Consider the following 26,561-nt stretch of genomic DNA (forward strand, 5'->3'; position numbering starts at 1 on the left):
AGCCGCCACGCGCGACGGCCAGCCCGAACCGGCCCGACGGCCGAGCCAAGCCCGAGCCGGGGGCCCAGGGCACAGGCTGGCCGTGCCGCACGAGCCGAACTCAGCCGCACAAGCCGGCAACGAGCCGTTGCACTTCACCGGCCCGCGGTCGGACGCCGTACCAGCGGATCAGTCGATCAGGGTGCGGCCGGTGAGGTGGAGGAAGACGTCCTCCAGGCTGCTGCGGCGGACCAGCACGTTGACCGGGTGCAGGCCGAGCGCGGCCACCTCGGCCACGGCCGCGTCGCCGTCGGGGACGTAGAGCAGGATGCGGTCGGGCAGCACCTCGACCCGCTCCCCCAGCCCGTCGAGCTTGCCGGCGAACGCCTCCTGGGACTCGGCCGGGAAGCGCAGCTCGACCACCTCCCGGGTGGAGTGCTGCTCGATGAGCGCGCGGGGCGACCCCTCGGCGACGATGCGTCCGCCGTCCATGACGACCAGGCGGTCGCAGAGCTGCTCGGCCTCGTCCATGTAGTGCGTGGTCAGCACCAGCGTGACGCCCTGCTGCTTGAGCCGGAACAGCCGCTCCCACACCAGGTGCCGGGCCTGCGGGTCGAGGCCGGTGGTCGGCTCGTCGAGCAGCACGATCTCCGGCTCGTTGACCAGCGCCCGGGCGATGGTGAGCCGCCGTTTCATGCCGCCGGAGAGCGGCTCCACCTTGCTGTCGGCCCGCTCGGCGAGCTGCACGAAGTCGAGCAGCTCACCGGCGCGCGCCCGGGCCACCCGGCGCGGGATGCCGAAGTAGCGCGCGTAGGTCGTCAGGTTTTCCCGGACGGTCAGCTCGGGATCGAGGTTGTCGAGCTGGGGGCAGACGCCGAGGCGGGCGCGGATGGCCGGCCCGCCGCGCACCGGATCCATGCCGAGGATGCGCAGCTCCCCACCGCTGGGCGGCGAGATGCAGCCGATCATCCGCATGGTGGACGACTTGCCGGCGCCGTTGGGCCCGAGGAAGCCGAACGCCTCGCCGGCGCGGACCTCCACGTCGATGCCGTCGACGGCGGTGAAGTCGCCGAACCGCTTCACCAGCCCCCGTGCCTGGATGAGTGGTTGTGCCATGGTCACACCCCGACCCTAGCGACCCGGTCCGACACTCCCCACCGAGTTACCGCCCGGCCCGCGCGCCCGGCTCCATGCCGTCGGCGTCACGCGTCCCGGGGCGCCGTCGCCGCCCGGGCGACCCCGACCAGGCGGTCGGCCTCCGCGAGCACGTCCGGGTCGTCGGCCGGCGTGCCCGGCTCGAAGCGGACCGTCCAGGTCAGACCGTCGACGCCGGGCACCCGGCGGGCCGCGATCCGGCCCGCTCCCCCGGGCACCGGGTGGGCCTCGGTGTACGCCACCGAACGGGTGACCCGGGCCCGCACCTGGTGCGGCAGGTCCCCGGGGTCGAGCAGCAGGTACGTCTCGGCGGGACAGTCGGCGACCACCAGGTAGCCGTCGCGCTCGGCGAGGCGCTCGGCGGGGGTGACGGTCAGTTCCCGCCCGGACCAGACCGCCTTGAGGATGTCGTGCCACCCGATGCGGTGCCCCCGGCCCGGCAGCCAGAGCCCGAGGTTGGTGGCGACCAGGACGCCGTCGCCCTCCCCGTTGCCGACGGCGGCCCAGGCGAGCACGCGCTCGTCGGACGCCAGTGGCGGGCGGTCGGCGGGCGGCAGCTTCGGCCGGCGACGGAACAGTGGCATGCTCTACAGCCCTCCCGCGGCCTGTTCGCGCAACGCCCGGGCGTGCTGCTCGAGCGACAGCAGCTCGCCGAAGGCGGCGAAGTACTCGTCCTTGTTGCTGACCGGGTTGATCCGCTGGATCTTCGACTTCAGGTCCCGGATCCGGCCGGTCACCGAGCCCCACTGGAGGCGGGCCATGGTGACCGAGACGTAGCGCGGGTCCGGCTCACCGTCGATGCGCAGCGGCTCCACGGCCAGCTCGCCGACGAGTGCCTTGGCGGCGAGGTCGTCGCAGGCGTCCCGGACCGACTCGATCCAGACCGCGCCGCCGGTGGCCGCCGCCGCCCCGCCGGCCGCGGCGACCGCCGCCCGGACCGCCACGTGCACGGGGTGCCGGTACGCCGGGGCCTCGACCGCGTCGAACATCGGCCCGGCGAGCACCGGCACCTGGAGGGCCAGCTTCAGCGCCTCCCGCTCGACCATCGACTGCGGGCTGTCCACGGTCGGCTCGGCGGGGGCGGGACGCGGCGCGGCGGTGTCGCCCCGGCCCTGCGGCGGGGCGTGTGCGGCCGCCAGCACCGCCCGCTGCACCGGCTCGATCTCCATGCCGAGGTCACCCGCCAGCTTGCGGACGTACTCCGGGCGCTTCTCCCGGTCCTTGATCTTGGCGACGAGCGGCGCCGCCCGGCGCATCGCCTCCACGCGGCCGTCGACGGTGTCGAGGTCGTACCGGCTGATCACGTGCCGCAGCGCGAAGTCGACCAGCGGCTCGCGGCGCGCGACCAGGTCGCGGACCGCGAGGTCACCCTTGGCCAGGCGCAGCTCGCACGGGTCCATGTTGTCCGGGCTCACGGCGATGAACGTACGCCCGACGAAGCGCTGGTCGTCGTCGAACGCGCGCAGCGCCGCCTTCTGGCCGGCCGCGTCCCCGTCGAAGGTGAAGATGATCTCGCCGGCCACCGCGTCGGTGTCGAGCAGCAGCCGGCGCAGCACGCCGATGTGGTCGGCGCCGAACGAGGTGCCGCAGGTCGCCACGGCGGTCGGCACGCCGGCGAGGTGGCAGGCCATCACGTCGGTGTAGCCCTCGACCACGACCACCTTGCCCTGCTTGGCGATCTCCCGTTTGGCCTGGTCGATGCCGTAGAGGACATGCGACTTCTTGTAGATCGGAGTCTCGGGGGTGTTCAGGTACTTCGGGCCGTCGTCGTCGTCGAAGAGCTTCCGGGCGCCGAACCCGATCACGTCACCGGTCAGGTCGCGGATCGGCCAGAGCAGCCGGCGGCGGAAGCGGTCGATCAGGCTTCCCGAGCGCGCCGGCCGGGACAGCCCGGCGGTGACCAGCTCGTCGTGGGTGAAGCCCTGCTGGCGCAGGTGCTTGGTGAGCAGGTCCCACCCGTCGGGGGCGAAGCCGCAGCCGTACCGCTCGGCGGCGGCCCGGTCGAAGCCGCGCCGGGCCAGGAACTCGCGGGCCGGCCGGGCACCCGGCGTGGTGAGCTGGGCCCGGTAGAACTCGACGGCGGCGGCGTGGGCGGCGACCAGCCGCTGCTTCTGCCCCTGCTGCGGACGCGAGCGCGGCGCCGAGTTGTCGCTCTCGACGTACCGCAGCTGGATGCCGGCGCGCGCGGCGAGCCGCTCGACGGACTCGATGAAGCTGAGGTGCTCGGCGTCCATCAGGAACTTGATGGCGTCGCCGCCGGCGCCGCAGCCGAAGCAGTACCAGACGTTGCGGGCGGGCGAGACGTTGAACGACGGGCTCTTCTCGTCGTGGAAGGGGCAGAGCCCCTTCAGGTTGCCGCCGCCGGCCGACCGGAGGGTGACCGTCTCGGAGATGACGTCGGCGATCGAGGTGCGCTCGCGGACCAGCGCGATGTCCTCGTCCCGGATCCGCCCCGCCATGGCCGCCACCTCCTCGCCGTACATCCTGCCCTGCCCGGCCGACGTTCCGCCGCCGGGGGACGCCGCGTGTGGCGACCACCGCTGTCGTCCGGCACGGTCGCGTCGGGCCACCGGGCGGATCGCCCCGGTCCGGGGACATCCCTCCTTGCGGACGGCCCGTATCGTCGCTCAGGCCACCGCCCGGCGATCCGGGTGTGTCACCGGGGAGGCAGTGATGAGTGGGACACCGGACGAGCCGGACGTACCGCTGACCGTCGCACTCGCCGAGTACGAGCACCTGCGAGAGCTGAGCCGGGCCGTGCAGGACCAGTCGGCCGCCCGGTTCACGTTCTTCCTGGCGGTGGCCTCGACGGCCACGGCCGTCTCGGCCGGGCTGGTCACCACCGGCACCCCGGCCGGCCGGTTCGGCCCGGTGGTGCTGGCCGGGCTGGGCGTCCTGGTGCTGCTGCTGGGGATCTCGGTCTTCGCCCGTCAGGTCGAGCTCAACGACCGCGGCCGTCGGTACGCGGTCGCCGCCACCGTGCTGCGCACCTATCTCGCCCGCCGGGCGGGCGATGTGGCGCCGTACCTGATGTTGCCGACGCTCGACGACTCCGGGCCGTTCGTGCCGGAGCCCTTCCGGCGGCACTGGTTCCGGGACCTGGTCAGCCAGGCGGGCATGATCGGCCTGGTCAACAGCGTCCTGGCGGCCTTCGCCGCCGCGCTGGTCGCCGCGTGGACGGGACCGGCCTGGTGGGGCGCCATGGCCGCGGTGGTGGTCCTGCCCGCCTCCACGGCCCTTCACCTGCGCGTCGTCCGGCGGCGGGTGGCCCGCTCGGCCGCGCGGGTCGGCGCGGTCCTCACGTCCCGCCCCGCGCTCGCCGTGCAACCGCCGCGGACCGGGCGCTCGGACGACCGGGAGGCGGGCGGCGACGAGCGGGCCCCGTCCCCCGCGACCGCACCCTGACCGGCGCGGGCCGGCGCGGGCGGCGTAAGCGGCCGGTGCGGCTCAGGCTGCGAGGGTGGTGGACTCCTCGACCTCGACCTGGCGATTCCAGTCCGGCTTGCTGGCCCGCCAGCCCTCGTCGTCCATGCCTCGGCGCCAGTAGCCGGAGATGGACAGCCGATCGCGGGGGATGCCGCGCTCGACGCGCAGCAGCCGGCGCAGCTCCTTGACGAAGGTCGCCTCGCCGTGCACGAAGGCGTGCACGTCCCCGGGTGGGAACCGCAGCGACCGGACGGCCGCGACCAGCAGCTCGCCCACCGGGCGGTCGCCCCGGTGCAGCCACGTCAGCCGCACCGCGCCCGGGCTCGGCATCGGCTGCTCGTCGGCGGGGCCGTCCACCTCGACGAACACGTGGGCCGGCGCGTCGATCGGCAGCCGGGCCAGCGACGCGGCGATGGCGGGCAGCGCGCTCTCCTCGCCGACCAGCAGGTGCCAGTCGGCCTCCGGGCTGGGGGCGTACGCGCCACCGGGGCCGACGAAGTGCACGGGGTCGCCGGGGCGCAGCGCGGCCGCCCAGGGCCCGGCGAGCCCCTCGTCGCCGTGGTGCACGACGTCGACGGTCAGTTCGCCCGCGACCGGGTCGAAGGCTCGCACGGTGTACGCGCGCAGCCGGGGCCAGTGCGCGGGCGGCAGGTCACGACGGATCGCCGCCAGATCCATCGGCTCGGGGTACGCCACCCCGGGCACCGGGAAGAGGATCTTGATGTAGTGGTCGGTGAACTCGCCCACCGGCAGGCCGGCCAGCTCGTCGCCGCCGAGCACCAGCCGCACCAGGTGCGGGGTCGGCCGCCCGGTCCGGACGACCCGGGCGGACGTGACCTTCTTCGGGCGCTCCGTCATGCGGGTTAGGTTAGCTAAGTTGCGGGGCCCGCCCACCGCGGTCGCCCCTCCGCCCCGTCGAGCAGCCGGGCGTGCCAGGCCACGGCCGCCGGGTCGGTCAGCGACGCGACCTGGTCGATCACCACACGGAGCCGGGCCGCGTCGTCCGGTCCCGCCCGCCACAGCGGCGCGAAGACCACGTCCAGCACGTCCGGCGCCCGGTCGGCCAGGACGTCCACCAGGTCGGTGAGGATCCGCCGCTGCCGCTCGTAGCGGTCCCGGGAACCGGGGCGGCGCATCACGTACCGCAGGGCGATGCCCTTGAGCAGGGCGCACCGCGCGCGGATCTCGCGGGGCACAACCAGGTCGGCGGCGTAGCGGCGGTGCGGGCCCGGCCCGAACCGCTCCTGCGTCGCGGCCACCGCGCCGGAGACGAAACGCCCGGTCAACACGCTGGTGGTGGCCTTCAGGGCGGCCTGCGCCCGGTGGCTTCCGTCGTAGTGCGCCAGGGGCGCGAGCACCGGGTCGGCGAGCAGGTCGACCAGCACCTCCGCCAGGTCGGCCGGGGACTCGCCGGAGTACGTGGCGGCCACGTCGGCACAGAGCGCGGCCCGCTCGTCCGCGTCGACCAGCAGCGGGTGCAACGTCACGTACCCGCCGTGGATGCCGTCCTCGACGTCGTGCACCGAGTACGCGACGTCGTCCGCCCAGTCCATCACCTGCGCCTCCAGGCAGCGCCGACCGTCCGGGACGCCGGACCGCAGCCAGTCGAAGACCGGCCGGTCGTCGGCGTACACGCCGAACTTGCGCTCGCCCGGGCGCCGGGCCCACGGGTACTTGCTCACCGCGTCGAGGGACGCCCGGGTGAGATTCAGCCCGGCGGAGGCGCCGTCCGGGCCGATGACCTTGGCCTCCAGCCGGGTGAGGACGCGCAGCGTCTGCGCGTTGCCCTCGAAGCCGCCGCACCGGGCGGCGAGGGTGTCCAACGCCTCCTCACCGTTGTGCCCGAACGGCGGGTGTCCCAGGTCGTGCGCCAACCCGGCCACGTCCACCACGTCCGGGTCGCAGCCGAGCCGCGCCCCCATCTCCCGGGCGATCTGGGCGACCTCCAGGGAGTGCGTCAACCGGGTCCGGAGGAAGTCGTCGGTGCCGGCCATGTGCACCTGGGTCTTGGCGGCGAGCCGTCGGAACGCCGCCGAGTGCAGCACCCGGGCACGGTCCCGCTCGTACGCCGTGCGGCCGTACCCGGTGTCCTTCGGCGGCTCGTCGACCCACCGCCGCGCGTCCGGATCGGGGCTGGTCACCCCCCACGCTGCCGCAGGACGCAGAACTCGTTGCCCTCCGGGTCGGCCAGCACCGTCCACCCCACGTCGCCCTGGCCGACGTCGACGTGCCGGGCGCCCATGTCCACCAGCCGCTCGACCTCCGCCTCCTGGTCGTCCGGACGCAGATCGATGTGGAGGCGGTTCTTGCCCTCCTTGCCCGCCGTCACCGGGACGAACACGATGCCGGGCAACCGGTCGGGCGCCTGCCGGATCTCCACCTCGTCCGGCTTCTCCGTGACCACCTGGTAGCCCAGTGCCTCGGCCCACCAACGGGCCAGTCGGGCCGGGTCACTCGCATCGACGGTGAGGCTCTCCCAGGCGCTGCTCATCCCGACAGGTTACGCCGCAGGGCATTCACCGGCGCGGCGCGGACAGTCGGCGCCGCGCGTCGCAACCCCCGTTCAGTCCGCAGTTGTCGACCGATCGCCGACGGTTACGGGACAGCGGGCGAAGGTGGGCCGGCGGTAACGTTCCCGACGCGGAACGTCACCAACGGCCAACCCGACGACCGGAGAGAGGGACTCTCGTGGACGTGGACACGATGGTGGGTACGGAACTGCTCCGGTTGCGGCGCCGCCGCCCGGAGGTGGCCGGCGCGGTGCTCGCGGGCACCGACGGACTGGTCATCGGCAGCGACCTCCCCGGGACGGACGCCACCCACCTGGCGGCTCTCGCCGCGGCCGGTTTCGGCGTGGCCAGCCGGGTCGCGGCCACGGCGCGGCGTGGCGCGTTCCAGGAGGCGCTGGTCCGCACCGCGGGCGGCACCGTCGTGACCTACCCGGCCGGGCGCGACGCGCTGCTCACGCTCGTCGCCGACACCACCGACGACCTGGAGGGGCTGCACGCCGAGGCCCGGGAGGTGGCGCACCGGGCCGGTTCGGCGCTGGACGCGCGGCCCCGCCCCGCGACGGCGGACGCGCACGCCCCGCTCGCGCACCTCACGCCGAGGACGCTGCCGCGCCGCACGACGCACCACACCTGGCGCCGACCGCCGATCCGCTGACACGGCGATGGCGGGCCCGCGCCCGGGCCCGCCATCGCGTCGTACCTCCGTCAGCGGCTGTCGGAGCCGGTCGTCTCCACCGCCGCGCGACCCGCCTCCAGCCGGGCGACCGGCACCCGGAACGGCGAGCACGAGACGTAGTCGAGCCCCACCTCGTGGAAGAAGTGCACCGACTCGGGGTCACCGCCGTGCTCGCCGCAGACGCCGAGCTTCAGCCCGGGCCGCGCCGCACGCCCCTCCTCGACGGCGATGCGCACCAGCCGGCCCACGCCCTCCCGGTCGATCGACTCGAACGGCGAGATGCCGAAGATGCCGAGCTCCAGGTACCGCCAGAAGAACGCGCCCTCCACGTCGTCGCGGGAGAAGCCCCAGGCCATCTGGGTCAGGTCGTTGGTGCCGAAGGAGAAGAACTGCGCCGCCTCGGCGATCTGGCCGGCGGTCAGCGCCGCCCGGGGCACCTCGATCATCGTGCCGATCAGCACCTCGACGCCGCTGTCCCCGACCACCTCGGCGATGATCTTCTCGGCCTCGGCGCGTACCGTCTCCAGCTCCTGCACCGCGCCGACCAGCGGGACCATGATCTCCGGCTTGGCCACCGCGCCGGCGCGGGTGACGGTGACCGCGGCCTCCGCGATCGCCCGGACCTGCATGGCGAAGAGACCGGGGATGACCAGGCCGAGGCGGACGCCGCGCAGGCCCAGCATCGGGTTCTCCTCGTGCATCCGCCGTACGGCCGCGAGCAGCGCCTCCTCCTTCGCCACGTCCTCGCCGCGCTCCTGGGCAACGGCGACGTTCACCGCGAGCTGCTCCAGCGGAGGCAGGAACTCGTGCAGCGGCGGGTCGATGAGCCGGACGGTGACCGGCAGGCCGTCCATCTCGCGGAAGATCTCCTCGAAGTCGGCCCGCTGCAACGGCAGCAGCGCGGCCAGCGCCGAGTCCCGCTCGTCATCGGTGCGGGCCAGGATCAGCTTCTCGACCAGCTCCCGCCGGTCCCCGAGGAACATGTGCTCGGTGCGGCAGAGCCCGATGCCCTCGCCGCCGAAGCGCCGCGCCCGCGCGGCGTCCGCGCCGGTGTCGGCGTTCGTCCGGACCGCGAGCCGCCGCTTGGCGTCCGCGTGCGTCATGATCCGGTGTACGGCCTTGACCAGCGCGTCGTCGGTCTGCTCCGGGTCCAGCTCGCCCTCGAAGTACTGCACCACCTCGGACGGCATGACCGGCACCTCGCCGAGGTAGACCTTGCCGGTGGTGCCGTCGATCGACACGACGTCGCCCTCGCGGACGGTCTGCCCGGCGACGGTGAACTTCCGCCCCGGGATGTCGATGTCCAGCTCGTCGGCGCCGGAGACGCAGGTCTTGCCCATGCCGCGGGCGACCACCGCGGCGTGGCTGGTCTTGCCGCCGCGGGAGGTGAGGATGCCCTGCGCGGCGATCATGCCGTTGAGGTCGTCCGGGTTGGTCTCCCGGCGGACCAGGATCACCTGCTCGCCCTCGCCGGCCAGCTCCACGGCCCGGGCGGAGGTGAAGACCACCTTGCCGACGGCGGCGCCCGGGGAGGCGCCGATGCCCTTGGCGACGGGCTGGAACTCGTGGTCGAGCTTGAAGCGGGGGAACATCAGCTGCGCGAGCTGGGCACCGTTGACCCGGTGCAGCGCCTCGTCCAGGTCGATGAGGCCCTCGTCGACGAGCTGCCCGGCGATGACGAACGCGGCCGCGGCGGTGCGCTTGCCGACGCGCGTCTGGAGCATCCACAGCTTGCCGCGCTCGATGGTGAACTCGATGTCGCAGAGGTCCTTGTAGTGCCCCTCGAGGCGGGCCATGTAGTCGAGCAGCTCGTCGTACGACTTCTTGTCGATCCGCTCCAGCTCCTGCAGCGGCACGGTGTTGCGGATGCCGGCGACCACGTCCTCGCCCTGCGCGTTCGCGAGGTAGTCGCCGTAGATGCCCTGCGCACCGCTGGCCGGGTCGCGGGTGAAGGCGACACCGGTGCCGGAGTCCGCTCCGAGGTTGCCGAAGACCATCGCGACCACGTTCACGGCGGTGCCGAGGTCGGCGGGGATGCGCTCCTGGCGGCGGTAGATCACCGCCCGCTCGGCGTTCCACGACTCGAAGACCGCCTTGATCGCGAGGTCGAGCTGCTCGCGCGGGTCCTGCGGGAACTCCCGGCCGGTGTGCTTGCTGAAGATCTTCTTGTACGCGTCGACCAGGCCGCGCAGGTCGTCGGCGTCCAGGTCGAGGTCGTTGGTGGTGCCCTTGGCGCGCTTGGCGTCGTCGAGGGCGTGCTCGAACTCCTCGCCCGGCACGTCGCAGACGGTCTTGCCGAACATCTGGATCAGGCGGCGGTACGAGTCCCAGGCGAAGCGGTCGTTGCCGCCGGCCTGGGCGGACAGGCCCACGACGCTGCGGTCGTTGAGGCCGACGTTGAGGACGGTCTCCATCATGCCGGGCATCGAGAACTTGGCGCCGGAGCGTACCGAGACCAGCAGCGGGTCCTCCGGGTCGCCGAGCTTCCGGCCCATCGCCGCCTCCAGCGCCCCGACGCGGGCGCTGATCTGGTCGGCCAGCCCGGCGGGCTCCTCACCGGTGGCGAGGTACGCCTTGCACGCCTCGGTGGTGATCGTGAAGCCCGGCGGCACGGGCAGGCCGAGGTTGGTCATCTCGGCAAGGTTGGCGCCCTTGCCCCCGAGCAGGTCCTTCTGATCCTTGTTGCCCTCGGCGAAGTCGTAGACGTACTTGTGATCGACCGTCTCTTGCGCTGCCACCAGAGCCTCCCACGCGCGCCGGAATTGACACTTAACGAAGGTTCAGCTGCCACATACCCCGGAGCCGGCCACCGGTAATCCCGGGGCACATGCCGATCGGTGGGCGAAGGTTAAGCGAACATCGAGTGGCCTGGGACCGTTCGGTGACAATAGGCACAGCTATCACGACCATCCGCGTTCGTGACGTTCTTTGGGACCGCTTCCACGCGCACTATCACGCATTCGCCGGCTCCCTCGTACTCTTGACGGCACCGCATGTCGGTGAAGGTCACCTTTGCCATAACAGCCGCGAATACACCCCTCGGAGCCGTCGTCGTGTCATCCGCCCCCACCGCCGCCCCGGACCCGCTGGACGCCGGGACCGCGCCGCACCGCGCCGACGAGCCCGCCCGCCACGCCGACCCCGCGCCGCCCGTCCTGGCCGACCGGGCGCCGGCGGCGCCGGAGCTGGCCCGGGCGGCCGCACAGGCAGCCGGGGACCTGCTGGCCCCGCCGTCGCCGGTCCGGCTGGGCGACGTCGTGCCGGCCCCCGAGCAGGTGACGCCCGACCCGGCGGCGGACTTCACCCTCCTCCCCGAGGCGGCGATCCGGGTCAGCACCGACGCCGGCGCCCTGGCCGTCGGCGAGCAACTGGCCGCGCTGCTGCGGCCCGCCACGGGCTACCCGCTGCCGGTCACCGACGCGGCCCGCCCGGAACCGGCCGGCGGCATCGCGTTGGTGCTCGACGACGACCCCGGCCTCGGCCCCGAGGGCTACCGTCTGGACGTGACACCGGCCGGCGTCCGGATCGGCGCCACCACCCCGGCCGGGCTGCTGCACGGCGTGCAGACCCTCCGGCAGCTCTTCCCGGCGGCGATCGAGAACCCGACGCCGGTGGCGGAACGCTGGGCGCTGCCCGGCGGGTCGATCACCGACCGGCCCCGGTTCGCGTACCGGGGCGCGATGCTCGACGTCGCCCGGCACTTCTTCGGCGTGGACGCCGTGCTGCGGGTGATCGACCACCTGGCCCGGTACAAGCTCAACCACCTGCACCTGCACCTCACCGACGACCAGGGCTGGCGGATCGCGGTCGACTCCTGGCCCCGGCTGGCGACGGTCGGCGGGGCGACGGCGGTCGGCGACGCCCCCGGCGGGTGGTACACGAAGGCCGACTACCGGCGCATCGTCGCGTACGCGGCGCAACGGCACATCACCGTCGTCCCGGAGATCGACCTGCCGGGGCACACCAACGCCGCACTGACCGCGTACCCGGAACTCGCCCCCGACGGGGTCGCGCCGCCGCCGTACACCGGCACCGAGGTCGGCTTCAGCTACGTCGACCCGGCCAACGAGCGGACGTACGACTTCGTCGCCGACGTCCTCGGCGAGGTCGCGGCCCTCACCCCCGGCCCGCTCCTGCACGTGGGCGGGGACGAGGCCTTCAAGGTCAAGGGGACGGCGTACACCGGGTTCGTCGAGCGCGCGCAGCGCATCGTGGCGGGCCTCGGCAAGACCGTGGTGGGCTGGCACCAGCTCGCCCCGGCGGCCCACGCCGACGGCCGGGTCCTCCAGTGGTGGGGCACCGACGGCGCGGACCCGGTGACCGCCGACGCCGTACGCCGCGGCGCCCGGCTGATCCTCTCCCCCGGGAACCACGTGTACCTGGACATGAAGTACGCCCCGGACACCCCGATCGGGCACGACTGGGCGGGCCTGATCGACGTGCGGCGGGCGTACGACTGGGATCCGGGGACACACGTGGCCGACGTGCCGGCGGAGGCGGTGCTCGGCGTCGAGGCCCCGCTCTGGACCGAGTCGGTCACCTCGCTGGCGGAGATCGAGTTCATGCTCCTGCCCCGGCTGCCCGCCGTGGCCGAGCTGGGCTGGTCACCGCGCGCCACGCACGACTGGACGGCGTTCCGCGAGCGGCTCGCCGGGCAGGGCCGGCGGTGGACGGCGGCGGGGATCACCTTCCACCGGGCCCCGGAGGTCCCCTGGCCCGCGGACGAACCCGCCACCGCACACATCCCGGCGCAGGTCGGTACGCCCACCACAACCGCCTGAGCCGAGACGGATCTGTGCGCCGCCGCCCGACACCGGACGTCGGCCATGTCTCCGCCGTGCCCGACTGACCGGTTTCGGCGGCCACGTCCGGTGGCCGGGGCCACCCGGGGGACGGAATCGGCGGGCCGGCCGGGTCGTTGTACATACCGTGACCAGGGCCCCCGCGCCCTACCGGTCCCGCACCGCCGGCCGGAATGGCCCGCGACCGTGGACGGCTACATCTTCGGACGCCCGAGCGCAGCCGGGCGTACGGCCCGGGTGACACCGGGCTCCGTGAGAACGCCGGCGACGTGCATCCCCTTGCCCGCCGCGCGTCACCCCCGAGCGAAAGGCTTCGATCATCATGCGTACCGATTTCCTGCGTACCCGGAAGGCCGTCCTGGCCGCCGCCGGTCTCGCGGTGACCGGTGGCGTGATCACCGGCGTGATCCCCACCGCGTACGCCGACGACAAGCCGGCCGCCAGCCAGGCCGAGCGCACGGGCGACTTCATGGGCGAGCTCAAGGGCGACCGCGAGCTGGCCGTGGACTACCAGGCTCAGCCGAACTTCTACTACTGCGGCCCGGCCGCGACCCGGAACGCCCTGTCCGTTCAGGGCAAGGCGGTCGACGTCGACGCCATGGCCGAGCGGATGGGCACCACCGAGGCCGGCACCGACTCCATCCACGACATCACCCCGGTGCTGAACAAGGAGACCGGCAAGGACGTCTACCGCAGCGTCGAGATCTCCGACCGCAAGGCCGACGAGAAGCAGACCCACAAGCTGCGCAAGGACGTCAAGCGCACCGTCGACGAGGGCCGTGCCGTGGTGGCGAACATCGCCGGCACCGCGACCGACACCGAGGGCGGTATGCACTCCTTCGAGGGCGGCCACTACATCAGCGTGGTGGGCTACCGCGACGGGGCCAAGCAGGTGAAGATCGCCGACTCGGCCAACCCGGACACCGCCTCGTACTGGATGAGCACCGAGGCGCTCGCGGACTGGATCGCCACCCGCGGCTACAGCACCTCCTGACACACCGGCGAAGGGCCGGCCCCCACCGGGGCCGGCCCTTCGTCGTCCCTACGAAGACGTGCACGAGCCAGGCGACAGTGTCGGGGAAGTTGCTGCCTCGGCGCCGGATGGAGGGGACAACGTCCCCGAAGTCAGGCACCGTCCGAGGCGGGCGAACCGGGGTCAGCCGCCGGAGTCGTCCAGCTCGGCGCCCTCGGGGACGGTGTCGTCGTCGCGGCTGGCCAGCCAGCCGTCGGGGAGGAAGACCTTGCCCGGCGAGTTGGTGCGGCCACGCGGCTGGCCGAGCGTCTCCACCGGGAACGGCACGGCCGGGTCGAGTTTGCCGAGCAGGTCGTCGAGCTGGGCCAGGCTCTCGATCATGGCGAGGGACCGGCGCAGCTCGCTGCCGACCGGGAACCCCTTCAGGTACCAGGCGACGTGCTTGCGGAAGTCCGTGCAGCCGTCCCGCTCGCCGCGCGCCGCGTTGCGGGCGCCGACGGTGAACTGCTCGACCAGCAGCTCGGCGTGCCGCCGCATCGTCGCCGCGACCTCGCCCAGCGTCGGCAGCCGCCGCTCCGGTGAGCCGTTGAACGCGGCCTCAAGGTCGGCGAAGAGCCATGGGCGGCCGAGGCAACCGCGGCCCACGACGACCCCGTCGACGCCGGTGTGCGCCACCATCCGCAGCGCGTCGTCGGCCTCCCAGATGTCGCCGTTGCCGAGCACCGGCACGTCGAGGGCCGCCTTCAGCGTGGCGATCGCGTCCCAGTCGGCGGTGCCCGAGTAGCGCTGCGCCGCCGTACGCCCGTGCAGCGCCACCGCCGCGACACCGGCGTCCTGGGCGGCGAGGCCGGCCTCGACGTACGTCAGGTGGTCGTCGTCGATGCCCTTGCGCATCTTGACCGTGACCGGCACCCCGGCGGGCGACGCGGCGTCCACCGCGGCCTTGACGAGGCGGGCGAAGAGCCGGCGCCGCCACGGCAGCGCGGAGCCGCCGCCCTTGCGGGTGACCTTGGGGACCGGGCAGCCGAAGTTGAGGTCGATGTGGTCGGCGAGATCCTTCTCGACGACGATCCGCACGGCGGCGGCGGTGATCTCCGGGTCGGTGCCGTAGAGCTGGAGGCTGCGGGGCGACTCGTCCTCCCCGAAGGCGATCATGCGCAGCGTCTTCGGGTTGCGCTCGACCAACGCCACGGTCGTGATCATTTCGCACACGTAGATGCCGCCACCCTGCTCACGGCAGAGCTGGCGGAACCCGACGTTGGTGATGCCGGCCATCGGCGCCAGCACCACCGGCGGCCACGCCTGGTGCCGCCCGATCGTCAACGGGCGCAGCACGGGAGCGGTCGTCGTGGTCACCGCACAAGTGTAAGGAAGGGCCCCTTCTTAACGTCTTCGGTAGAGCTGGGGCCCCTTCTTAACACGACGCATATCACAACCGGCGCGCCGCCGGCAGTTGTCCACAGGACCGCCGGCTGTCCACAGATCCGGTCGCACGTGCAGAAAGAGGACAGCCGGCAACGCATCCTGCGATGCATGCGTGAACACCCACCCGAACTCGTCGACCTGGCCGAGCGCCAACAGCAGATCGTCACGCGCACTCAGCTCCTGGCCGCCGGGTTCGACGACATGTATCTGTACCGGCAGACCCGGCGCGGCCTGTGGCAGCGAGTGCTGCCGGCGACGTACGCGCTGGTGACCGGCACCCTGACTGAGGAGCAGCGACGGATCTCCGCAGCGCTCTACGCCGGTCCGGATGCGCAGCTCACCGGCTTGGCGGCCCTGATGTGGTACGGCTTCCGGTACAGCCCTCGTTCAACTGACGTACACCTGATCCTGCCTCACCACATGCGGCGCCGATCGGCTGGCCACGCCGTGATAGCGCGTGCCTTGCAGCTGGATCACCGGGCCCGGCGGACGGCCCTCTACCCGGTCTGCTCACCGGCCCGGGCGGTCGTGGACGCCGCCCGGGACCTGCGTCAGCTGCGGCCGGTACGAGCGACCGTGGCCGAGGCCGTTCAGCGGGGATTCACCGACCTCGTGAGCCTGGACGAGGAAATCCGCCGGGCCCGGCGCAGCCGGACCGCGCTGATCCGCAAGGCCTTCGCTGAGATCGCGGACGGCACCCGCTCGGCTCCGGAAACAGAGCTGCGCGAGTGCCTGGCCGGGAGCCGACTGCTGCCGGAGGTGCTGTGGAACCCAACGCTGTGGGCGGCCAACGGCGCGCGACTGCCGACTCCGGACGGGTACCTTCGGGACGTCGCGGTGGCGTTGGAGGTCGATTCTCGGGAGTACCACATCAGTCCCGAGGACTGGGCGCGGACGTTGGACCGACACAACCAGCTGAGCCGGCAGGGCGTGCTCGTTCTGCACTTCACCCCCGCGCAGATTCGGCGCGAGCCGGGACGGGTACGCCGCACGGTCGAGGACGCGTGCGCGGCGCGTCATGGGCTGGGCACCGCTACCGGGATCCGAGCCGAGCCGGCGGTGGGTGGGTGTTAAGAAGGGGCCCCTTCTCTACGCCAGGCGTTAAGAAGGGGCCCTTCCTTGAGCAGCTCAGCAGCCGGGGAGGCGCTCGATGAGGTAGCGCTCGACCTGGTCCAGGGAGACCCGCTCCTGGGCCATGGTGTCCCGGTTCCGCACGGTCACGGCGTTGTCGTCCAGCGTGTCGAAGTCGACCGTCACGCAGAACGGGGTGCCGATCTCGTCCTGGCGGCGGTAGCGGCGGCCGATGGCCTGCGAGTCGTCGAACTCCACGACCCAGCGCTTGCGCAGCTGCGCCGCGAGGTCCTTCGCCTTGGGCGACAGCGCCTCGTTGCGGGACAGCGGCAGGACCGCCACCTTGACCGGGGCCAGGCGCGGGTCGAAGCGCATCACGGTGCGCTTGTCGACGCCGCCCTTGGTGTTGGGCGCCTCGTCCTCGTCGTACGCCTCCAGCAGGAACGCCAGCACCGCGCGGGTGAGGCCGGCGGCCGGCTCGATGACGTACGGGATCCAGCGCTCCTGCTTCGTCTGGTCGAAGTAGGACAGGTCGACGCCGGAGTGCTTGCTGTGCGTGGACAGGTCGAAGTCGGTGCGGTTGGCGATGCCCTCGAGCTCGGCGAACTCCGTGCCACCGAACTGGAACCGGTACTCGATGTCCACCGTGCGCTTCGAGTAGTGGGAGAGCTTCTCCTTCGGGTGCTCGTAGAAGCGCAGGTTGGTCTCGGACAGGCCGAGGTCGATGTACCAGTTCCAGCGCTCCTGGAGCCAGTACTCGTGCCACCCCTCGTCGGTGCCCGGCTCGACGAAGAACTCCATCTCCATCTGCTCGAACTCCCGCGTACGGAAGATGAAGTTGCCCGGCGTGATCTCGTTGCGGAACGACTTGCCGGTCTGGGCGATGCCGAACGGCGGCTTCTTGCGGGCCACCGTCTCGACGTTCCGGTAGTTGACGAAGATGCCCTGCGCGGTCTCCGGGCGCAGGTAGTGCAGGCCCTCGTCGCTCTCCACCGGACCGAGGTAGGTCTTCATCAGGCCGTTGAACATCCTCGGCTCGGTGAAGGTGCCCTTGTTGCCGCAGTTGGGGCAGTTGATCTCGGCCAGCGAGGTCGGCGGGCGGCCGTGCTTCGCCTCGTACGCCTCCTCCAGGTGGTCGGCCCGGAAGCGCTTGTGGCAGAACTGGCACTCGGTCAGCGGGTCGACGAACGCTTCCAGGTGGCCGGAGGCGGCCCAGACGTCCCGGGCCAGGATCACCGCGGAGTCGAGGCCCACGACGTCGTCCCGCTGCTGGACCATGGTCTTCCACCACTGCCGGCGGACGTTCTCCTTCAGCTCCACGCCGAGCGGACCGTAGTCCCACGCCGAGCGGGTGCCCCCGTAGATCTCACTGGAGGGGAAGACGAAGCCTCGGCGCTTGGCGAGGCTGACAACGGCGTCGATACGGTCGGCTGGCATGTTTCCTCCTACGCCGGCTGGAGGTCGGCGGGGACACGGTGGGATGCAACGGTTCAGTTCGGGACAACGGTACGACCAGGGACGTCCCGAGCCCAGCAGAATACCGGGGGCGGGTCAGCTGACCCCGCACACCTCCAGCTCGCCGGTCTGCCGGTCCTGTTCGAGGGTCACCTGCTGGCGGTCGCGGTCGCCGCCGGTGAAGGTCACGTCGACGGGCACGGTCAGCGTGTTCGGGTCGACGTCGCCGACGCGGAAGGACGCGACCTGCGGCTCGTCGGCCACGCGCCGCTCGAACTCCCGCCGCGACTCCCGCCGCTGGGCCGCGTCGCACAACTGGTCGTAGGCGGCGCCGTACTTCCGCTCGACGAGCGCCTGGTAGTAGTCGGTGGAGACCGCGCGCCCCTGCTCGTCGATCGCCTGCACCCCGGTCACCGCGAGCCCGATCACGGCCGCGCCCCCGCCGCCGCAGCACAGCAGCAGGGCGAGCGCGCCGGCACCGAGCCCCAGCCAGAGCCGGGTGTTCCGCCCCTCGGTGGGGGGTGCGGCGAACGGCGGCGCGACACCGGGACCGGCCGGCGGGGTGGGGACCTCCGGGTGCGCCGGCGGGCCGGGCACAGCCGGCGGGTGCGCGCTGCCCTCCTGCCCGGGCACCGAGGGGTACGGCGAGGAGGCAGCCGGTCCGGGAGCGGTCATGAGATCAATGTAGTGCTTGCGGGCTCACCGGTAAGGACCGGCGGACCGATCACTCGCCGCCACCACCACCTCGCCGCCGGGCGCGGCGCTGGCCAGCGCCTCGTACGCGGACGGCTCGTCCACCGATTCGGTGAGCAGCGGGATCGCGGTGACCTTGACGTCGAAGTCGCCGAGCGCGCGCCGGTAGGTGCCGACCGACTCCCACTCGGTGAGCAGGCACCAGTGCCGCGGGTCGTCGAGGGCGCGGACCAACTGGCCGCGCAGGTACCCGGGGCGGGCGGCGAGCGCGGCGAGGGCGGCGTGCGCCCGGGCGGTGAAGTCGTCGGCGACATCGACCTCGACCACGAACCGGTTGGTCACCAGCACCGGGTTCCTCCTCGTAGAGTCTGTGGGATGCAGCGTACGCAGAGCGGGTTGGCGGCCCGGTTGGCCCGGGCGAACCCGACGACGGTGTTCCTGATCACGCTGGTGCTGGTGCTGGTCGCGTTCTTCACCCCGGGCGTGGTCGGCGGGCTGTTCACGCTGGCGCTCGCGGCGGGCGTCGCCGCGCTGCTGGTCACCACGTGGGCGGTGCAGACGCCGCCGACCCGGGTGATCCGGCTGCTGGTGCTGACGCTGCTGGTGACGGCGGGCCTGGTGAAGCTGCTCTGACATGCACTCATGCGTTTTTGACAATCATTATCGTTCTCGCGGACAGTTGACTTCATGAACATCCGCTCCGCTCCGCGTACCCTCGCCGCCACCGCGACCGCCCTCCTCGCTCTCGGCGGCGTGGCCGCCTGCGCCGACGACCAGGCCGGCGTCAACCCGCAGCGGGTCGACGTGGTGGCCGCGTTCTACCCGTTGCAGTTCCTGGCCGAGCGGGTCGGCGGCGACGCCGTCACGGTGAGCAACCTGGTGAAGCCGGGCGCCGAACCGCACGACGCCGAGCTGAACCCGGGCCAGGTCGGCGAGGTCGCGCAGGCGGAACTGGTCGTCTACCTCAAGGGCTTCCAGCCCGCCGTCGACGAGGCCGTCGAGCAGAACGCCGGCGACAAGGCCTTCGACGTCGCCACGGTGCAGCCGCTGCTCGACGCCGCCTCCGCTGACCACGAGCACGAGGGCGAGGGCGAGGGCGAGGGTGAGGGCGAGGCGGCAGGGCACGCCGAGGAGGAGACCGGCGGCAAGGACCCGCACCTCTGGCTCGACCCGACCCGCCTGGCCACCGTCGGCGACCAGCTCGCCGAGCGGCTCGGCACGGCCGACCCGGACCGTGCGGGCGACTACACCGCGCGGGCGAAGGCCCTCCGCACCGAGCTGGAGAAGCTCGACGCGGAGTTCACCGCCGGTCTGAAGACCTGCCAGCGACGCGAGATCGTGGTCAGCCACACCGCCTTCGGCTACCTGACCGAGCGCTACCAGCTGGAGCAGATCGGCGTCAGCGGGCTGAGCCCGGAGGACGAGCCGTCGCCGCAGCGCCTCGCCGAGGTCGCCGAGGAGGCCCGGGAGCACAAGGCCACCACGATCTTCTTCGAGACGCTGGTCAGCCCGAAGGTCGCCGAGACCATCGCCGGCGAGGTGGGCGCGAAGACCGCGGTGCTGGATCCGCTGGAGGGGCTGTCCGGCGACAACGGCGGCGACTACCTTTCGGTGATGCGCGCCAACCTGGCGACCCTGCGGACGGCGTTGAGCTGCTCGTGACGTCCCCTGTCATCACCGTCACGCACGGGGTGGTCGGCTACGACGGCCGCCCCGTGCTGCGCGACGTCTCCCTGACCGTGACCGCCGGCGAGGTGGTCGCGGTGCTCGGCGCCAACGGCTCCGGCAAGTCCACCCTCATCCGCGCCGTGCTCGGGCTGGTCCCGCTCGTCTCGGGATCCGTCACCCTGTTCGACCACCCGTTGCGGCGCTTCCGGCAGTGGCACCGCATCGGATACGTCCCCCAGCGCCTCGGCGCCGGCAGTGGCGTACCGGCCACCGTCCGCGAGGTGGTGGCCTCGGGCCGGCTGGCCCGCCGGGGCGTCCTGCGCCCGCCGGGACGCGCCGACCGGGACGCCGTCGACGCGGCACTGGCGTCCGTCGGTCTCGCCGACCGGGCCGGTGACCCGGTGGCCACCCTCTCCGGCGGCCAGCAGCAGCGCACCCTGATCGCCCGCGCACTGGCCGGCCAACCGGAGCTGCTGGTCCTCGACGAGCCGACCGCCGGAGTGGACGCGGCGAGCCAGGAGGCGTTCGCCGGCGCACTCAAGGACTTCGTGGCCGGCGGCGGCACCGTGCTGCTGGTCGCGCACGAGCTGGGGCCGCTGCGGCCGCTGATCTCCCGGGCGGTCGTCGTCCACGCCGGCGGGATCGCCCACGACGGCGCCGTCCCCGAGCCGGCCGGTCACCACGCCGACCCCGACCACGACCACGTGCACCCGCACGGTCCCGACGAGCCCGCCGGGCTCTGGAGCAGCTGAGCATGGAACTCTTCCAGTACCCGTACATGCAGCGCGCCCTCATCGGCGCGCTGGTCATCGGCCTGGCCGCCCCGGCGCTCGGCATCTACCTGGTGCAGCGGCGGCTGGCGCTGATCGGCGACGGGGTGGGGCACGTGGCGCTGACAGGTGTCGGCGCCGGGCTGCTGCTCAACCACTCCCCGGTGCTGGTGGCGGTGATCGTGGCGAGTCTCGGCGCGATCACCATCGAGCTGGTCCGGGCACGCGGACGCACCTCCGGGGACCTGGCGCTCGCGCTGCTCTTCTACGGCGGCATCGCCGGCGGCGTGATGCTCGTCGGGCTCTCCGACAACACCCGGGCGCTCAACGCGTACCTCTTCGGGTCGCTGACCACCATCTCCCCCGGTGACCTGACCACCATCACCGTGCTCGGCGCGGCGATCCTGGTCACCATGCTGGCGCTGCGCCCGGCGCTGTTCGCGGTCTGCCACGACGAGGAGTACGCCCGGGTCTCCGGCCTGCCAGTCCGTACGCTCAACCTCCTCCTCGCCGTCGCCACCGCGGTCACCGTGACGATCGCGATGCGCGCGGTCGGCGTGCTGCTGATCAGCGCGCTGATGGTGGTGCCGGTCGCCGCCGCCCAGCAGGTCACCCGGGGCTTCCGCGGCACGATGGCGGCGGCGATGGCACTCGGTCTCTTCGCCGCCGGATCGGGCGTCTACGTGGCGGCCAACGCCAACACCGCCCCCGGCGCGTCCGTGGTGCTGATGGCGATCGCGTCGTTCGCGGTGGTCGCGCTCGGCGGCACGGTCTGGCGGGCGCTGCGACGGCGGGCCGCCCCGGCCGCCGCCCCGGCCGCCGAGCCGCACGAGGTCGTGCTGCACCGGTCCTGATCAGCCATACGCGCATGGCATTGGTTACCGTTACAGCGTGAGCAGCGGGTCAGGCTACGACGCCTTCGAGGGTGCCAGCGAGCTGCTGCGCGCGCTCTCCGCGCCGATCCGGCTGGCCATCGTCAGCGAGCTCGCCGACGGCGAGCGGTGCGTGCACGAGCTGGTCGACAAGCTCGGCGCCCCGCAACCCCTGGTCTCCCAGCATCTGAGGGTGCTGCGCGGAGCGGGCGTGGTGCGCGGCTCCCGGCGTGGGCGGGAGATCGCGTACGCCCTGGTCGACGAGCACGTCGCCCACATCGTGGCGGACGCGGTGAGCCACGCCGGCGAGGGCAGCGTCACCGCCGCACCGGCCGCCCGGTCCTGATCCCGCGCCGGGCATGCCCGGGTCGCCGTACGGGGTGCTTCGGGCGTGCGGTCGTGGCACGCTGTCCGGCGTGAAGATCTACGCCGATCGCTTCCCGACCGCCGCCCGCCAGTTGCTCACCGACTTCCTCGTCGTCGCCTGGGTGTACGCGTCGGTGCGCGGCGCGCTGTGGCTGCACGACCTGGTGCAGAAGCTCGCCGTACCCGGACAGAAGCTGGAGGGGGCCGGTGGCGGCCTGGCCGACAACCTGGCCGAGGCCGGCGGCAAGGTCGGCCGGGTGCCGCTGGTCGGCGACGAGCTGACCGCGCCGTTCGAGCGGGCCGCCGGGGCCGCGCGTTCGCTCGCCGAGGCCGGCCGGGACCAGCAGGAGCTGGTCGACCAGCTCGCCCTGGCCCTGGCCGTCGCCGTGCTGGTCTTCCCGCTCGGCCTGGTGCTCGTCGGCTGGCTGCCGCTGCGGGTGCGGTGGATGCGCCGCGCCGGCGCCGCCGCGAAGCTGGCCGCCGCGCCCGCCGGCCGCGACCTGCTCGCCCTGCGGGCCCTGGCCACCCAGCCGCTCGGCCGGCTGACCCGCATCGCCCCGGACGTGGCGGAGGCGTGGCGGCGCGGCGACGACGACGCGGTCGAGGCGCTGGCCGCCCTGGAGCTGCGCGCCCTGGGCCTCCGCGGCCGCTGAGCCCCGCCGCGCCCCGGCCCCGCGCCGACCGAACGTCGACCTGGCCGGGTGCCGGCGGCGGGTGCTGCCCGAGCGTGACCCGTGTGCCCGGCGTCCGACACCGGCCGGGGGCCGTTAAGGTCGTCGGGTGTTCTACTTCCTGGTCGTGATCGCCGTGCTGCTTCTCGGCTACGCCGCGTTCCTGGTCCGGTTCGTCCGGCAGGGGCGCAGGATCCCGCCGGCGGCGTACCTCGGGCTGGCCGTGCTGAACGGCGTCATCCTGGCGGCGGTGCTGGCCTGGGCCATCGCCCGCTGACCGCCCGAAGCGGCCGGGCGGTCGGGCGGTCGGGCGGTCGGGCGGTCGGGCGGTCGGGCGGTCGGGCGGTCGGGCGGTCGGGCGGTCGGGCGATGATCGACACGACATCCTGCATATCGCGGTGTCCGGGTGACTGGGATACCGCGATATGCAGGATGTCGAGTGGATCAAGCTAGCGAGGGCGGTTCAGGGAGCCCCCTGCCGCGGCTCGCGTCACTCCGGGCGCGGGATGCGCCGGCGGGCGTCGGTGGCGGTCGACGGGCCCGGCGACCAGCGGGCGACCCAGGGCAGGTCGGCCGCCGGCGTGAGCACGCCGTCCTCCAGGGCGGCGTAGCGGCCGGCGAGGATCCGCGTGGCAGCCGCCGTGTCCACCGAGTCGGTGTTGTCCCACAGGGCCGTGAAGAGCGCGTCCACCCGGACCCGGGCCTGCCGGCAGAAGAGGTCGGCCAGCTCGACGTTCTCCGGGCGGGTTTCCCGCTCGGCCGCCGCGCGGACACAGACCGCCGACATCGCGAACAGCTCCGCGCCGATGTCCACCACCCGGCCGAGGAACGCCTGCTTGCGCTCCATCTTGCCCTGCCAGCGGGACATCGCGTAGAACGTCGACCGGGCCAGCTTGCGGGAGAACCGCTCCACCTGGCGCAGGTGGCCGGCGAGCGGGCCGAACTCGCCGTACGCCCCGGGTGCCTGCCCGCGACCGACGGCGAGCGTCGGCAGCCACTTCGCGTAGAAGACACCGGCCCGCGCGCCGGCGCGCGCCTTGCGACCGAGACCGGCGTCCGGGTCGATGATGTCGCCGGCCACGGAGAGGTGCGCGTCGACGGCCTCGCGGGCGATCAGCAGGTGCATGATCTCGGTGGAGCCCTCGAAGATGCGGTTGATCCGCAGGTCACGCAGGATCTGCTCGACAGCGGCCGGGCGTTCGCCCCGGGCGGCGAGGGACTCGGCCGTCTCGTACCCGCGCCCGCCCCGGATCTGGATCAGCTCGTCGGCGATCCGCCAGGCCATCTCGCTCGCGTAGAGCTTGACCAGCGCCGCCTCGATCCGGATGTCGTTGCGGTCGTCGTCGGCGAGCAGGCAGCACAGGTCCAGCATGGTCTCCATGCCGTACGTGGTCGCCGCGATGAAGGAGAGCTTCTGCGCGACGGCCTCGTGCTCACCGACCGGCCGGCCCCACTGGACCCGGTCGGCCGCCCACTCCCGGGCCACGTTGAGCGCCCACTTGCCGGCGCCGACGCACATCGCGGGCAGCGAGAGCCGCCCGGTGTTGAGCGTGGTCAGGGCGATCTTCAGGCCCTTGCCCTCACCGCCGATCACGTTCTCCTTGGGCACGAACACGTCGTGGAAGCGGGTGAGGCTGTTCTCCAGGCCGCGCAGCCCGAGGAACGCGTTGCGCCGCTCGACGGTGATGCCCTCGGAGTCGCCCTCGACGACGAACGCGGTGATCCCGCCCCGCCTCCCCTCGCCGGCCGGTACGCGGGCCATCACCACGAGCAGGGTGGCAACCGTGCCGTTGGTGGCCCACAGCTTGACGCCGTTGAGCTTGTACCCGCTGCCGTCCGGCGTCGGCTCGGCGGTGGTCGCCAGGCGGGCCGGGTCGCTTCCCACGTCCGGCTCGGTGAGCAGGAACGCGGAGACCTCGCCCGCGGCGAGCCGGGGCAGGAAGCGCTGCTTCTGCTCGGCGGTGCCGAACATCTTGAGCGGCTGCGGCACGCCGATGGACTGGTGCGCGGACAGCAGCGCGCCGATCGCCGGGCTGACCGAGCCGGCGAGCATCAGGGCCCGGCAGTAGTGCAGGTTGCTCAGCCCCAGACCGCCGTACGACCGGTCGATCTTCATGCCGAACGCGCCGAGCCGGGCCAGCCCCTGGAACACCTCGTCGGGGATGGCCGCGTCCCGCTCGATGGCGGCACCGTCCACCTCGGAGGCCAGGTACTCCCGGAGCCGGCCGAGGAACTCGTCGGCCCGCGCCACGTCGTCGGGCGCCGACCGCGGCCAGGGGTTGATGAGGTCGAGCCGGAACCGGCCCAGGAAGAGTTCCTTGCCGAAGCTCGGGCGGTCCCACGAGGATTCCCGCGCGGCCTCGGCGACCTGGCGGGCCTCCTTCTCGGTGACCTGGCCGGCCTCGGTGGGCAGCGGGCCGGCCGTGCCGGCGGTGGTGGGCTGCTCAGGGCCGGTGCCGTCGGGTGCGGACCGGCTGTTCTGCGTCGTGGTCACGGCTGCCTCCTCGAACCTCGGTCCGGATGCGTCGACGTGCTCGACATCTGCCACGCTACCCCCGGGTGTTACCCAGGGGTAGCGTTGGATGAAGATCGATTTACCCGGTTCGTCGCCGGTCAGCCGCCGTACGACGTGGGGCTGTCCTCATCGTCCTCCAGATCGTCCTCGCCCCAGTTGCGGCGGGCGAACGGCAGGACGGCCCAGAAGGTCAGGAACCAGATCGCCGTGACCGCGCTGAGCCCGAAGGCGATCGTCCGGTCGAGCACGAAGTCGGTGATCAGCAGGACCGCGCTGACCATCGAGACCAGCATGAACGCGAGGCCGCCGCTCGCCATCCGGTGCGCGAAGCGGACCAGCTCCGGCTTGCGCCCCTGCCGGAACAGCGCCCGGTGGAAGGCCACCGGAGAGATGATCAGGGCGGTGGCACCGGCCGCGGACAGCAACGCGACGATGTAGACGTCCTTCTGGAAGGCGGTCGTCCGCTCGAACCCGGCGCTGAACGGCAGGGTGAGCAGGAAGGCGAAGAGGATCTGCACACCCGTCTGCGCGACCCGCAACTCCTGCAACAGGTCGGCGAAGTTGCGCTGCCAGCGCTGCTTCTCGGTCTCCTTCGACACGCGCTACCTCCGGTGCGAACGTACTGCCGGCGGAGCCCTCCGCCGGCAGGAACGCTGATGCCCCACCGCGCGTTCGGCGAAACCGGCTCACGAACCGGCGTGCCGCCCCGCCGCTCAGGCGCCGCGGCGGATGCGACCGGCGTAGCGGGCCTCCAGGGCGTCGTTGTGCGCGTCGCCACCGGCGATGTTCGCCGACAGGTAGACCGGGGGCCGCTCCCCCGCGGCGAGCAGCCGGGCCACCACCTCGACCGTGATCTGCTGGGCCAGCAACGCCGCCGTGATCGACGAGATCGCGCCGATCGCGCCGCCCCCGGGCAGCGGCAGGGTGGCGTCGCCGTACGGGGCGCCGTTGTCGAGCACCACGTCGGCGAAGTCGGCGAGCCTGCGCCCCGACGGGTGGCGCGACTCCATCCGGCCGGAGTGCTCGGCCGAGGTGATCGCGATCAGCCCGTGCCCCTTGTCGCGCACCAGCGCGGCGAACTCCACCATCGCCCCGTTCACACCTGAGTTGGAGGCGAGCACGAAGACGTCCGGCGGCCGGATCGGCGCGAGGTCGTACAGGCGGTGCGCCACCGACGGGTCGCGCTCCAGGCGTGGCCCGAGCACGTCCGGCGACGCGCCGCCGACCAGCACGAGGTCGCGCAGGGCGATCCGGTTGGTGGGCACCAGCCCACCGGCCCGCCCGGCGATCTCCATCGCGAGGGCCTCCGAGTGGCCGGTACCGAACGCGTGCACCACGCCGTCCGCCCGCAGGGCCTCGGCGATCAGGTCGGCGGCCCGGCCCACGGCCTCCCGCTGGCTCGCCGCCACCCGGTGCATCGTCGCGGTGACCACCGCCAGGTAGTCCTCGGCGGTCGGCGCCACGTCCCCTGCGTCCAATTCGGTCCCCCTCATCAGGAGACTGTCGGGAAACCCCCGATGTTTCCGGACAGTCT

26 protein-coding genes are annotated in these 26,561 nt (G+C 73.0%); 12 read left to right on the top strand and 14 right to left on the bottom strand.

All coding sequences use genetic code 11. The features are described 5' to 3' along the window. Positions 1–168 precede the first annotated feature (168 nt). The 3 genes from HCJ94_RS22580 to dnaG all read right to left on the bottom strand — a co-directional run bounded on the left by HCJ94_RS22580 (position 169) and on the right by dnaG (position 3,617). The gene (locus tag HCJ94_RS22580; RefSeq protein ID WP_168003039.1) at positions 169–1,101 is read right to left on the bottom strand and encodes an ABC transporter ATP-binding protein; all 933 of its coding nucleotides are present in this window, start codon (positions 1,099–1,101) and stop codon (positions 169–171) included. An 80-nt stretch (positions 1,102–1,181) separates the two neighbouring features. Beyond that, positions 1,182–1,718 carry a hypothetical protein gene (locus HCJ94_RS22585; RefSeq protein ID WP_168003040.1) on the bottom strand — a complete coding sequence of 179 codons (537 nt, stop codon included), beginning with the start codon at positions 1,716–1,718 and terminating at the stop codon, positions 1,182–1,184. Between the two features lie 3 nt (positions 1,719–1,721). Beyond that, the gene (gene dnaG / locus HCJ94_RS22590; RefSeq protein ID WP_168003041.1) at positions 1,722–3,617 is read right to left on the bottom strand and encodes a DNA primase; all 1,896 of its coding nucleotides are present in this window, start codon (positions 3,615–3,617) and stop codon (positions 1,722–1,724) included. A 190-nt stretch (positions 3,618–3,807) separates the two neighbouring features. Between dnaG and HCJ94_RS22595 the strand changes: the two genes are divergently transcribed. Continuing rightward, positions 3,808–4,539, top strand: coding sequence for a hypothetical protein (locus HCJ94_RS22595; RefSeq protein ID WP_168003042.1), 732 nt, complete (start codon positions 3,808–3,810; stop codon positions 4,537–4,539). A 42-nt stretch (positions 4,540–4,581) separates the two neighbouring features. On the opposite strand, the gene HCJ94_RS22600 is transcribed toward HCJ94_RS22595, so the two are convergent. Genes HCJ94_RS22600 through HCJ94_RS22610 form a run of 3 tightly spaced genes read right to left on the bottom strand, consistent with a single transcriptional unit; the run spans position 4,582 to position 7,051 of the window. After that, positions 4,582–5,418 (bottom strand): siderophore-interacting protein, encoded by an 837-nt coding sequence (locus HCJ94_RS22600; protein ID WP_168003043.1) that lies wholly within the window; start codon positions 5,416–5,418, stop codon positions 4,582–4,584. 14 nt (positions 5,419–5,432) lie between these two features. Further along, positions 5,433–6,701, bottom strand: a complete 1,269-nt coding sequence (locus HCJ94_RS22605; RefSeq protein WP_168003044.1) for a deoxyguanosinetriphosphate triphosphohydrolase — start codon at positions 6,699–6,701, stop codon at positions 5,433–5,435. Further along, positions 6,698–7,051, bottom strand: coding sequence for a VOC family protein (locus HCJ94_RS22610; RefSeq protein WP_168003045.1), 354 nt, complete (start codon positions 7,049–7,051; stop codon positions 6,698–6,700). Before HCJ94_RS22610 ends, HCJ94_RS22605 begins: the two co-directional genes overlap by 4 nt. 212 nt (positions 7,052–7,263) lie before the next feature. On the opposite strand from HCJ94_RS22610, the gene HCJ94_RS22615 reads away from it, so the two are divergent. Further along, positions 7,264–7,725 carry a roadblock/LC7 domain-containing protein gene (locus HCJ94_RS22615; RefSeq protein ID WP_205801733.1) on the top strand — a complete coding sequence of 154 codons (462 nt, stop codon included), beginning with the start codon at positions 7,264–7,266 and terminating at the stop codon, positions 7,723–7,725. 50 nt (positions 7,726–7,775) lie between these two features. Here HCJ94_RS22615 and ppdK read toward each other — a convergent pair whose 3' ends face one another. Then, positions 7,776–10,484 carry a pyruvate, phosphate dikinase gene (ppdK, locus tag HCJ94_RS22620; RefSeq protein WP_168003047.1) on the bottom strand — a complete coding sequence of 903 codons (2,709 nt, stop codon included), beginning with the start codon at positions 10,482–10,484 and terminating at the stop codon, positions 7,776–7,778. 315 nt (positions 10,485–10,799) lie between these two features. On the opposite strand from ppdK, the gene HCJ94_RS22625 reads away from it, so the two are divergent. Both HCJ94_RS22625 and HCJ94_RS22630 read left to right on the top strand, forming a co-directional pair. Next, complete coding sequence (locus HCJ94_RS22625; protein WP_309227387.1) at positions 10,800–12,527, top strand: beta-N-acetylhexosaminidase; 1,728 nt, start codon at positions 10,800–10,802, stop codon at positions 12,525–12,527. Between the two features lie 343 nt (positions 12,528–12,870). Beyond that, complete coding sequence (locus tag HCJ94_RS22630; RefSeq protein ID WP_168003049.1) at positions 12,871–13,542, top strand: C39 family peptidase; 672 nt, start codon at positions 12,871–12,873, stop codon at positions 13,540–13,542. A gap of 162 nt (positions 13,543–13,704) precedes the next feature. Here HCJ94_RS22630 and dusB read toward each other — a convergent pair whose 3' ends face one another. Beyond that, positions 13,705–14,877, bottom strand: a complete 1,173-nt coding sequence (gene dusB, locus HCJ94_RS22635; protein WP_168003050.1) for a tRNA dihydrouridine synthase DusB — start codon at positions 14,875–14,877, stop codon at positions 13,705–13,707. Positions 14,878–15,054: 177 nt separating this feature from the next. On the opposite strand from dusB, the gene HCJ94_RS22640 reads away from it, so the two are divergent. Next, positions 15,055–16,020, top strand: coding sequence for a type IV toxin-antitoxin system AbiEi family antitoxin domain-containing protein (locus tag HCJ94_RS22640; RefSeq protein WP_168003051.1), 966 nt, complete (start codon positions 15,055–15,057; stop codon positions 16,018–16,020). Between the two features lie 54 nt (positions 16,021–16,074). Here HCJ94_RS22640 and HCJ94_RS22645 read toward each other — a convergent pair whose 3' ends face one another. The 3 genes from HCJ94_RS22645 to HCJ94_RS22655 form a co-directional block, all read right to left on the bottom strand. Beyond that, positions 16,075–17,454, bottom strand: coding sequence for a glycine--tRNA ligase (locus HCJ94_RS22645; RefSeq protein WP_168003052.1), 1,380 nt, complete (start codon positions 17,452–17,454; stop codon positions 16,075–16,077). 114 nt (positions 17,455–17,568) lie between these two features. After that, entirely contained in the window at positions 17,569–18,147 is a 579-nt protein-coding gene (locus HCJ94_RS22650; RefSeq protein ID WP_205801724.1) for an Rv0361 family membrane protein, read from the bottom strand. A 24-nt stretch (positions 18,148–18,171) separates the two neighbouring features. After that, complete coding sequence (locus HCJ94_RS22655) at positions 18,172–18,513, bottom strand: antibiotic biosynthesis monooxygenase family protein (RefSeq protein WP_168003053.1); 342 nt, start codon at positions 18,511–18,513, stop codon at positions 18,172–18,174. 27 nt (positions 18,514–18,540) lie between these two features. Here HCJ94_RS22655 and HCJ94_RS22660 point away from each other — a divergent pair, with 27 nt between their 5' ends. From HCJ94_RS22660 to HCJ94_RS22690, 7 genes are all read left to right on the top strand, one after another. Beyond that, the gene (locus HCJ94_RS22660; RefSeq protein ID WP_168003054.1) at positions 18,541–18,798 is read left to right on the top strand and encodes a hypothetical protein; all 258 of its coding nucleotides are present in this window, start codon (positions 18,541–18,543) and stop codon (positions 18,796–18,798) included. Between the two features lie 54 nt (positions 18,799–18,852). Continuing rightward, a complete protein-coding gene (locus HCJ94_RS22665; RefSeq protein WP_168003055.1) occupies positions 18,853–19,827 on the top strand; it encodes a metal ABC transporter substrate-binding protein in 975 nt (324 codons plus the stop codon). Continuing rightward, positions 19,824–20,585: a metal ABC transporter ATP-binding protein gene (locus tag HCJ94_RS22670; RefSeq protein ID WP_168003056.1), complete on the top strand. Its 762-nt coding sequence runs from the start codon at positions 19,824–19,826 to the stop codon at positions 20,583–20,585. The genes HCJ94_RS22665 and HCJ94_RS22670 overlap by 4 nt, the downstream gene beginning before the upstream one ends. A 2-nt stretch (positions 20,586–20,587) precedes the next feature. After that, on the top strand, positions 20,588–21,457 hold the full coding sequence (locus HCJ94_RS22675; protein ID WP_168003057.1) for a metal ABC transporter permease: 870 nt from the start codon (positions 20,588–20,590) through the stop codon (positions 21,455–21,457). A gap of 37 nt (positions 21,458–21,494) precedes the next feature. Further along, a complete protein-coding gene (locus tag HCJ94_RS22680; protein WP_168003058.1) occupies positions 21,495–21,821 on the top strand; it encodes an ArsR/SmtB family transcription factor in 327 nt (108 codons plus the stop codon). A 70-nt stretch (positions 21,822–21,891) separates the two neighbouring features. Continuing rightward, positions 21,892–22,494, top strand: coding sequence for a hypothetical protein (locus tag HCJ94_RS22685; RefSeq protein ID WP_168003059.1), 603 nt, complete (start codon positions 21,892–21,894; stop codon positions 22,492–22,494). 127 nt (positions 22,495–22,621) lie between these two features. Further along, positions 22,622–22,789 (top strand): hypothetical protein, encoded by a 168-nt coding sequence (locus tag HCJ94_RS22690; RefSeq protein ID WP_168003060.1) that lies wholly within the window; start codon positions 22,622–22,624, stop codon positions 22,787–22,789. Positions 22,790–23,002: 213 nt separating this feature from the next. On the opposite strand, the gene HCJ94_RS22695 is transcribed toward HCJ94_RS22690, so the two are convergent. The 3 genes from HCJ94_RS22695 to HCJ94_RS22705 all read right to left on the bottom strand — a co-directional run bounded on the left by HCJ94_RS22695 (position 23,003) and on the right by HCJ94_RS22705 (position 26,520). Then, the gene (locus HCJ94_RS22695) at positions 23,003–25,006 is read right to left on the bottom strand and encodes an acyl-CoA dehydrogenase family protein (protein WP_168003061.1); all 2,004 of its coding nucleotides are present in this window, start codon (positions 25,004–25,006) and stop codon (positions 23,003–23,005) included. A 119-nt stretch (positions 25,007–25,125) separates the two neighbouring features. Continuing rightward, a complete protein-coding gene (locus HCJ94_RS22700; RefSeq protein ID WP_168003062.1) occupies positions 25,126–25,626 on the bottom strand; it encodes a DUF6328 family protein in 501 nt (166 codons plus the stop codon). Between the two features lie 114 nt (positions 25,627–25,740). Further along, entirely contained in the window at positions 25,741–26,520 is a 780-nt protein-coding gene (locus HCJ94_RS22705; RefSeq protein WP_205801726.1) for a sugar isomerase domain-containing protein, read from the bottom strand. Positions 26,521–26,561 lie beyond the last annotated feature (41 nt).

The sequence above is a fragment of the Micromonospora thermarum genome (genome assembly GCF_012034245.1).
In the GTDB taxonomy this organism is placed as follows: Bacteria; Actinomycetota; Actinomycetes; order Mycobacteriales; family Micromonosporaceae; genus Micromonospora; species Micromonospora thermarum.